General features: G+C 66.6%; 8 protein-coding genes and 1 tRNA gene. 3 read left to right on the forward strand and 6 right to left on the reverse strand.

Annotated elements, in window-relative coordinates; all coding sequences use genetic code 11:
- Nucleotides 1–269: 269 nt before the first annotated feature.
- Entirely contained in the window at nt 270–473 is a 204-nt protein-coding gene (locus BM397_RS27305; RefSeq protein WP_092431005.1) for a DUF1127 domain-containing protein, read from the reverse strand.
- Between the two features lie 247 nt (nt 474–720).
- Here BM397_RS27305 and BM397_RS27310 point away from each other — a divergent pair, with 247 nt between their 5' ends.
- Nucleotides 721–1,785 (forward strand): Mrp/NBP35 family ATP-binding protein, encoded by a 1,065-nt coding sequence (locus tag BM397_RS27310; RefSeq protein WP_092431006.1) that lies wholly within the window; start codon nt 721–723, stop codon nt 1,783–1,785.
- A 124-nt stretch (nt 1,786–1,909) separates the two neighbouring features.
- On the opposite strand, the gene BM397_RS27315 is transcribed toward BM397_RS27310, so the two are convergent.
- The 4 genes from BM397_RS27315 to BM397_RS27330 are packed head-to-tail and all read right to left on the reverse strand — an operon-like array spanning nt 1,910 to nt 5,800.
- A complete protein-coding gene (locus tag BM397_RS27315; protein WP_092431008.1) occupies nt 1,910–3,028 on the reverse strand; it encodes a DNA polymerase III subunit delta' in 1,119 nt (372 codons plus the stop codon).
- On the reverse strand, nt 3,025–3,675 hold the full coding sequence (gene tmk / locus BM397_RS27320; RefSeq protein ID WP_092431009.1) for a dTMP kinase: 651 nt from the start codon (nt 3,673–3,675) through the stop codon (nt 3,025–3,027). The genes BM397_RS27315 and tmk overlap by 4 nt, the downstream gene beginning before the upstream one ends.
- Complete coding sequence (locus BM397_RS27325) at nt 3,672–4,871, reverse strand: D-alanyl-D-alanine carboxypeptidase family protein (protein ID WP_092431010.1); 1,200 nt, start codon at nt 4,869–4,871, stop codon at nt 3,672–3,674. The genes tmk and BM397_RS27325 overlap by 4 nt, the downstream gene beginning before the upstream one ends.
- A 26-nt stretch (nt 4,872–4,897) precedes the next feature.
- Complete coding sequence (locus BM397_RS27330; RefSeq protein WP_245696260.1) at nt 4,898–5,800, reverse strand: SPOR domain-containing protein; 903 nt, start codon at nt 5,798–5,800, stop codon at nt 4,898–4,900.
- 340 nt (nt 5,801–6,140) lie between these two features.
- Here BM397_RS27330 and BM397_RS27335 point away from each other — a divergent pair.
- Nucleotides 6,141–6,230, forward strand: a tRNA-Ser gene (locus BM397_RS27335).
- 237 nt (nt 6,231–6,467) lie between these two features.
- On the opposite strand, the gene BM397_RS27340 is transcribed toward BM397_RS27335, so the two are convergent.
- Nucleotides 6,468–7,688, reverse strand: coding sequence for a VapE domain-containing protein (locus BM397_RS27340; protein WP_176806962.1), 1,221 nt, complete (start codon nt 7,686–7,688; stop codon nt 6,468–6,470).
- Nucleotides 7,689–7,758: 70 nt separating this feature from the next.
- Between BM397_RS27340 and BM397_RS27345 the strand changes: the two genes are divergently transcribed.
- Nucleotides 7,759–8,034: transposase (locus BM397_RS27345; protein WP_143187082.1), on the forward strand; the 276-nt coding region annotated here is incomplete at its 3' end.

The following is an 8,034-nucleotide window of genomic DNA, read 5'->3' on the forward strand; positions in this document are numbered from 1 at the left end:
CCGCTGCATCGTTGCCCCAGGGAGGAGGAGAGGGGCTCCGAAACTTGGGAACGACCGTCTGGGCCATTCCGGAAACTGGTGCGGCGATCTCAGGGAGGAGGAGAGAGATCGCCGCTGTATCGATGCCCCAGGGAGGAGGAGAGGGGCTGTCGATGTCTGGACCTTGCGGTCCGTGTCTTTGCGGCGGTGACCTCAGGGAGGAGGAGAGAGGTCACCGCCATAACGAACCGGCTCAGGGAGGAGGAGAGAGCCGGGACGTGTTCTAATTCTCAGGCCTCGTAGGCCGCCTGGTAGGCGATCCGGCGGATCATCGAGCGGTGCAGCCCGAGATCGTTCAGTTCGCGGTTGCTCAGCGAAGCCAGCTCGCTGAAGGTCTGCTTGTACAGGCGGCGGCGAGCGAGGGCAGTGCGGAAGCGCTCGACGAGTCCTTCGGAGCGGCCTGCAATGCGGGTGGTGTCGGTTGCGTATGCCATGTGCGTCTGTGCCCGTGTGGCTGGATGGTTGCGTCTGTGTTTCGTTGACCCATAGATGGGCCAGTTGCTGCGAGTGCACAATCCCAGGTCGGTTCAATGCCGCTATGCGCAAAATGCATGGGCAAAAGCGCTTTGGATTGCGCAGTTTTGCAGGCATATGCCCGAAAAATGGGCGGGATTTGTGCACGGTTTGCGCGTGGCGCAAGATGACGCAAGGGCACCATGCGCCCAGGGAAAGGAAGTAACCATGACCCAATTGTCCGACGCTATCACCGAGCTGCTCGAGAGCTTCGATCTGCCGGGGGGCGGCACCCCAATCTCGCGCGATATGATTCGAGCGCTGACCGTGGAGGGTGGCACCGTGCGCTTCGTGATCGAGGCGCCGAGCCCCGAGATCGCCCGCCAGATGGAAGGGTTCCGCGCCGTGGTCGAGGCGCGGGTCGCCGAGCTGCCGGGTGTGCAGAGCGCTTCGGTCGTGCTCTCGGCCCCGACGCAGGCCCCCAAGGCGCCCTCGCTGAAGCTTGGCGGACATGCCAAGCCGCAGCAGGGGCGGATGATCCCGCCGGGGGTGAAGAAGCTCATCGCCATCGGCTCGGGCAAGGGCGGTGTCGGCAAGTCGACGGTCTCCTCGAACCTCGCGGTGGCTCTTGCGCGCGCGGGCAAGACGGTCGGACTGCTCGATGCCGACATCCACGGGCCGTCGCAGCCGCGCATGTTCGGGGTCTCGAAACGACCCGCCAGCCCGGACGGCAAGACCATCATTCCGCTTGCGGCCCATGGCGTCACGCTCATGTCGATCGGCCTCATGCTGCCCGAGGACAAGGCGGTGGTCTGGCGCGGGCCGATGCTGATGGGGGCGCTGCAGCAGATGCTGATGCAGGTGGAGTGGGGCGAGCTCGACGTGCTGCTCATCGACTTGCCGCCGGGCACCGGCGACGTGCAGCTGTCCCTCGGTCAGAAATCCGAAGTGGATGGCGCGATCGTGGTCTCCACGCCGCAGGACGTGGCGCTGATCGACGCCAAGAAGGCACTCGACGCCTTCGCCACGCTGAAGGTGCCGGTGCTGGGGATGATCGAGAACATGTCGGTCTTCGTCTGTCCGGACTGCGGCCGCGAGAGCCACATCTTCGGTCAGGGCGGCGTCGCGGCGGAAGCGGCGCGGCTGAACCTGCCGGTGCTGGCGCAGCTGCCGATCGACCTCGACACCCGCCTCGCCGGCGACAGCGGTGCGCCGGTGGCCCTGGGCGACGGGGTGATGGCGCAGGCCTACGCCAAGCTGGCGCAGGACCTCATCGCCAGCGGCGCGGTCTGAGCGCGCGCCCATAGAGTAAGGGGCGAAGATGAGGAAGGACGCGCGGCGCCCTTCTTCTCTTTCCAAATACGCCGGGGGAGTCCGCATCAGCGGACGGGGGCGGAGCCCCCTCTCGCCGTGTCTCTCAGCCCGCCTTGCGGAACTGCAACAGCAGATCGAGCACCAGCGCCGCGGGATCGACGTTCACCGCGCGCGCATGGCGGGCGCGCTCGCCGGCGTCCTGCGCCAGCTGCGCCCAGGCCCGGCCGGCGGCGGGGTGCGGCGCGAGCCTTTGCAGCACCTCGGCCTCGCGCGGGGCGGCCTCGGCGCGCGGCGGCAGACCGGTGACCCCGGCGCGGGCAAGCCGCGACATCAGCCGGTCTGTCAGCGTCAGCACAAGATCGAGCCGGGTCTCACGGCCCTTGCCGGCGGTGCTCTCGCCGAGCGCGATGGCGCGCGGCCGGTCGAGCCGGGGCAGGGTGCCGGCCAGCGAGACCAGTTCCGAATAGAGGTTCAGCCCGTCAAGGTTCAGCAGTCGCAGCGCCTCGCCCACAGAACCTGCCGAGAGCTCGGCCAGCGCCGCAGCCTCCTGCGGCGCGACCTGCGCCCCGGCCTGCTCGAGTGCACGCGCCATGTCGTCCGGACCGAGCGGCGAGAGACGCAACTCGCGGCAGCGCGAGCGGATCGTCGGCAGCAGGCGTGAGGGCTGGTGGCTGACCATCAGCAGCACGGTGTTGGCGGGCGGCTCTTCCAGCAGCTTGAGGATGGCGTTGGCGGCGTTGGGGTTCATCTCGTCGGCGCTGTCGATGATCACCACCCGGCGGCCGCCGTCGGCGGAGGAGAGCGAGAAGAACCGCTTCAGCGCGCGCACCTCTTCAACGGTGATGACGCTGCGCAGCTTCTTGGTCTTTGCATCCCAGCTGCGGCGCAGCAGGTGCAGCCGCGGCTCGGACAGCGCGTGGACACGGTGCGCCACGGGGTGCTCGGGGTCGATGCGCAGGTCGGTGGGCGGCGGCGGCGCGCCGAAGAGCCCTCCGTCGTCCTCGGGGGTGGCGAGCAGGAAGCGCGCGATGGTCCAGGCCAGCGTCGCCTTGCCGAGCCCGCGCGGCCCGGTGATCAGCCAGCCGTGGTGCAGTCGGCCCGAGGTGAAGGCGGTCAGGAAATCTTCCTGTGCCCTGTCCTGGCCGTAAATGGTGAAGGTCTCGCGCGGGTGCGGTGCGCCTTCGATCCGGTCGGCCTCGGGGATATCCTCCTCGGCGCTCATGCCGGGCAGCGCTCTTCGAGCCGGGCGCGGATCTCGGCGGCCACCTCGTCCTGCGGGCGGTTGCCGTCGATGACGATGAAACGCGCAGGGAATTCCTCGGCCAGCGCGAGGTATCCCGCGCGCATCCGTTCCTGCAGCGCCACGCCGAAATCCTCGAAGCGCTCTTCCTCGGTGGCGCGGGCCTTGGCCCGGGCGAGGCCGGCGGCAGGGTCCATGTCGATGAGGAAGGTAAGGTCGGGCTCGGTGCCGATCATCAGCTGGTGCAGCGCATCGACCTTGTCCCGCAGGTCGCCGCGCGACAGGCCCTGGTACATGCGGCTGCTGTCGGCGAAGCGGTCGCAGATCACCATCTTGCCCTCGGCGAGGGCCGGGCGGATGAGCCGCTCGAGGTGATCGCGGCGGGCGGCGGTGAAGAGCAGCAGCTCGGTCTCGGCGGACCAGCGGTCGGGATCCCCCTGCAGCACCAGCGCGCGGATCTCCTCGGCACCCGGCGAGCCGCCGGGCTCGCGGGTCAGCACTGCCTGTCGGCCCTCGGCCAGCAGGCCCTCGTGCAGCCGACGCGCCTGCGTCGACTTGCCAGAGCCGTCGATGCCCTCGAAGCTGACGAAAAGGCCCTGCGTCCCTGGCTTGCCGGCTGCCTTGGTCACATGGCCTCCGGCGAGGTGGCGGGGGTCTGCAGGCGGCCGATCAGGTTGGTGCTGACCACCATCATGCGCTTGACGAAGCCGCCCGAGGGCACGTCCTCGGCGGCGAAAAGCGGCACGCGGTGCTCGGGCAGACCCTCGGGGGTGATGATCAGCTCGGCGAGCTGTTGCCCGGCGGTGATCGGCGCCTGCAGCGGGCCGGTGTAGACCACTTCGGCGCCCAGCTCGGTGCCGGGAGTGACGGGGATCAGCATCTCGATGTCATCGCGCGCCACGAGACCGACGGTTTCCTTGTTGCCGAGGAAGACCTCGGCACGGGCAACTTCCTTGCCCTTCTCGACGAGCTTGCGCTCGGCGAACTGGCGGAAGGCCCAGTTGACGATGGATTCGCTCTCCTCGGCGCGGGCGCGATCGCTGTCGAGGCCGGAGATGGCGAAGATCACCCGGCGGTCGCCCTGCTTGGCCGAGCCCACCAGCCCGTAGCCCGCCTCGGAGGTGTGACCGGTCTTCAGCCCGTCGGCACCGATGTCGAGCCGCAGCAGCGGGTTGCGGTTGCTGACGTTCTGCGGTGCGCGGCCGTCGAACTCGAAGCGGCGCTCCGAGAAGATCGGATAGAACTCGGGGAAGTCCTCGATGATGTGCCGCGCGAGAAGCGTCAGGTCGCGCATCGACATGACGTGCCCCTGCGCCGGCCAGCCCGAGGCGTTGGCAAAGCTCGAGTTGGTCATCCCCAGCTGCTGGGCGCGGCGGGTCATCAGGTCGGCAAAACCGGCCTCGGTGCCGTTCGGCGAGAGCGCCTCTGCGATCACCGCGCAGGCGTCGTTGCCCGAGAGCACGATGATGCCGCGCAGCAGGTCCTCGACCTTCACCCGGTCGGTGGTGTCGAGGAACATGGTCGAGCCGCCGTAGGACATGGCGTGCTCGGACACGGGCAGCGTCTCGTCGAGCTTGAGGCGGCCGTCGCGGATGGCCTCGAACGCCATGTAGAGCGTCATCAGCTTGGACATCGATGCGGGGGGCACGGCCTTGTCGGCATCCTTGGCCAGCAGCACCGTGCCGGTGGTGTAGTCCAGCACGAAGGCGGCGCGGGCGCTGGTGTCGAAGGCCTGCGCGCCGGTGGCGAGCAGCGCCGCGGCGGCCGCGCCAGCCAGCAGGCGGCGCAGGGACAGGCTCGAAAGGGGGCTTTTCGGGCGGCGCATGGGCGGCTCCTCTCTGGTGACTCGTGTCAGTTCTTCACGGCGTAGGCATCGGAGAACCCGGTACCCTTGATCTTGGTCAGCAAGGCATCGAGCTCGGACTTGTCGGCGGCAGGGCCGACCAGCACGCGCCAGAAGGTCTTGCCCGAGCTGCTCTGCTTCTTGACGGTCGGCACCATGCCAGCCTGGCGCATGGCTGTGGCGGTGTTCTCGGCGTTCTGCTCGACGCTGAAGATGCCGATCTGCACATAGGGGCGCGACAGCGAGGTCGCCTGCGTTGGGGCAGGGGCTGCGGGCGCGGGAGCCGCGGCCGCGGCGGGGGGTGCCGGGGTTTCAGGCGCGGCTTCGATTGCCGCGGCTGCGCTGGCGGTCACCGGGTCGAGCGTCGTGCTCTCGACGGCGGGCACGGCGGACAGCGTTTCCGCCTCGACCCCGGCAGGGCCGGTGCCCTCTTCGGGTTCGGCTGGGCCTTCCTCGCGGCGCAGCGCGACCACGTTGAGGTTCACCGGCTCGCCCGCCAGCATGCCGATGGCGGCGGCGGCGTCGGAGGAGACCTGCAGGCGCGGGCCGGGGCTCATGCGCTCGCGGCGGAACAGCGCGCCGATGACGAACTGGCCGTTCTTCTCGTTTCGGATGATGACGCGCTCGGGTTCGCTCACGTCGGGATGCGCGACCCAGACGCCGCCGAGCGACGGACGCCCGTCCCAGAGCCCGGCTTCGGTGGTCTGGAAGACCTCGGGCGCCTCGATGTCGCGCTCGACCGTGGCCGCGCCGCGCGCGACCTCCGCCCCGCTCGCCCCGGCGCTGCCCTTGCCTTTCAGAAAGCCCGGCATCTGCGCGTCGCTGCAGGCGCCAAGCGCCAAAGTTGCCAGCATGGCCATGCCTGCGGCCCGTGTCGCGACTCCCGGCCGCGTTCCCTTCGAACTGGTCATAGTGCCCCCTGTATTCCCGCCTGCCGGTGGCATCTGTCGTGCCTTGCCGGATGTCCCTTCTGCCGGATTTCCGAGATCCGGTCTGCTGCCGTGCGGAGCGTCTGGTCCTGCGTCGTGGCTGGAAGGGCCTTGCGCGGTCTCCGCAATCCACCTGCTGGGGCGGATCGAGCGGATCGGGCTTCGGCGCTGTCGCCGTTACGGACGCGGACCGGAACGTCCCGGTTTTGCGCGGATCGTAGCGGCTGGCGCAGATCAAGAAAAGCCATCAAAGCCGTGATCGGCGGATTTTCCCGGAAAGCCTGTTCTAGAATCGCGAGAAGCAGGCTAGTTCGGACGAACCGGAGGTTTGGCAGAGTGGTCGAATGCGGCGGTCTTGAAAACCGTTGGGCGTGAGAGCGTCCCCAGGGTTCGAATCCCTGAGCCTCCGCCAAAACAATGACTTAGCTGCAACGCCGCTTGGCGGTGGGGCTGCTAAAACGGCTTTGGTTGCAGCCCGTGCAACCATTGTGCAACCACGCTAGGCCCTACCCCCAACTACCCCCGCAGGCAAAACATAGCCGCGCGCTGGGCCTAGATGGGGGCAGTTGGGGGCAGTACCCACGCGGCAGTGCGCAAAGCCCCCACAGCGGGCGCTATGGGGGCTTGTGGGGCCTTTTGGGGCCGGGGCCTAGCTGCCCTTGCCTGTGCCCTTGGGCGGCCACGGTTGCGGCGCAACGTAGCGGTTTTTGTCGCGATACGCGGCGCGCTTTATGGTGCCCTTGCGCCGCCAACCAAGTTTGCGCAGGATTGACCCAATGCGGTAGCTGCGCTTGTCGTTCTGGCCCTTGGGACGGATTTCAAAAACCTGTTCCGCAATCTCAGGGATACACACGTCAGTTCGCGGGCAGTCATCGACCGGCGTAAGAAGGAACTCAAGTATTGGTTCCTCCCATGGGTCGACCACAAGCCGCTGCTCGACCTCCTGACGTTGAAGCGCAGCAAGTTCCTTTTCGTGATCACCAATCCACCACGGGATGCCTTCCTTGTACATGTTCACCGCCTCAGCCAGAAGCTGATCACGATCCGCCATCAGAGCATTGCGTTCGACCTTGGTGAGCTTCACCGGAAGGAAGCGACGGTTGCCGGTAGTACTGGTCAGATAGGTCTCATGGTTCGTGGTTCCTATCAAAACAGCGCGGCGTGGGCGGCGCTTTTTGGTACTGGTGTAACGGCGGCGGAACTCGTCAGCATTTTTGGACAGGAACTTCTTGACGTCCTCGGAGCTGGATTTGCCCAAGGCAGCCAATTCCGACACCTCTATGATCCACTTGCCCTCCATCATGTCGGCGGCATCAATTCCGCGGAAGCTTTCCAAGCTGTCGGTGAACCAAGTCTCGCGTTCAGGCATATCGTAGTATCCAAGTATCCGGGCAAGGTCGGTCTTGCCGATGTTTTCATCCCCCTCGAATACGATCATGTTTTCCATCTTGCAGCCCGGTTGCAGCGCCCGCGCCGCAAGCCCCACAAAAAGCACCCGCGCCACAGCGGCAAGGTACAAAGGGTGACCTTTTGCCCCGCCGTAGGTTTGCAAAGCCGTGGGTATTCGAGCAACGCCATCCCAGCGCACGGCCAAGGCGTGATCCATAAGCGGGTCATAGCTATGCGCCTTGCAAATGCGCAGCATATGCTTTTTGACGCGCCCCTCACTCACCGTTGGCATAAGCGCGTGCAAGTTAAACCACGCCGCCGCCGTGGGGCAGTCAACGTCTTCCATCAATCCGCGCGGCATAAAACTGTTGTGCCCCGCCTCGCTGCCGCCGGGAATGGGCTTCAGAAGCATATCCTTTCCCTGAAAGCGATCATGCGCCAGAACGCCTTCCCACGGGCGATAGTGCCGCAGAATGAGCATTGTGTTAGGCTCAGGACCCATTGATTGTGCCAGAGGGGCATGATTCACCGTGCGAAAACAGAGCGGTGATATGTCTGATCTCTTCTGGCTGAGCGATGCGCAGATGGCGCGTCTGGAGCCCTATTTCCCGAAGTCCCACGGCAAACCGCGCGTTGATGGTCGGCGCGTTCTCAGCGGGATTATCTTCATCAATCGCAATGGGTTGCGCTGGAGAGACGCGCCAAGGGAATACGGCCCCCACAAGACGCTCTACAACCGCTGGAAGCGTTGGAGCGACAAGGGCATCTTCGCGAGGATGATGGCGGGACTGGCTGCCGGGCACGGCGAGAAAAAGACCGTGATGATT

Origin of the sequence: Alloyangia pacifica, from assembly GCF_900116195.1 — a bacterium.
GTDB lineage: Bacteria > Pseudomonadota > Alphaproteobacteria > Rhodobacterales > Rhodobacteraceae > Salipiger > Salipiger pacificus.

Coding starts and splice junctions, on each gene's coding strand:
- BM397_RS27305 (WP_092431005.1), bottom strand. CDS start 473: ATGGCATACGCAACCGACACCACCCGCATTGCAGGCCGCTCCGAAGGA.
- BM397_RS27310 (WP_092431006.1), top strand. CDS start 721: ATGACCCAATTGTCCGACGCTATCACCGAGCTGCTCGAGAGCTTCGAT.
- BM397_RS27315 (WP_092431008.1), bottom strand. CDS start 3,028: ATGAGCGCCGAGGAGGATATCCCCGAGGCCGACCGGATCGAAGGCGCA.
- BM397_RS27325 (WP_092431010.1), bottom strand. CDS start 4,871: ATGCGCCGCCCGAAAAGCCCCCTTTCGAGCCTGTCCCTGCGCCGCCTG.
- BM397_RS27330 (WP_245696260.1), bottom strand. CDS start 5,800: ATGACCAGTTCGAAGGGAACGCGGCCGGGAGTCGCGACACGGGCCGCA.
- BM397_RS27340 (WP_176806962.1), bottom strand. CDS start 7,688: ATGCTCATTCTGCGGCACTATCGCCCGTGGGAAGGCGTTCTGGCGCAT.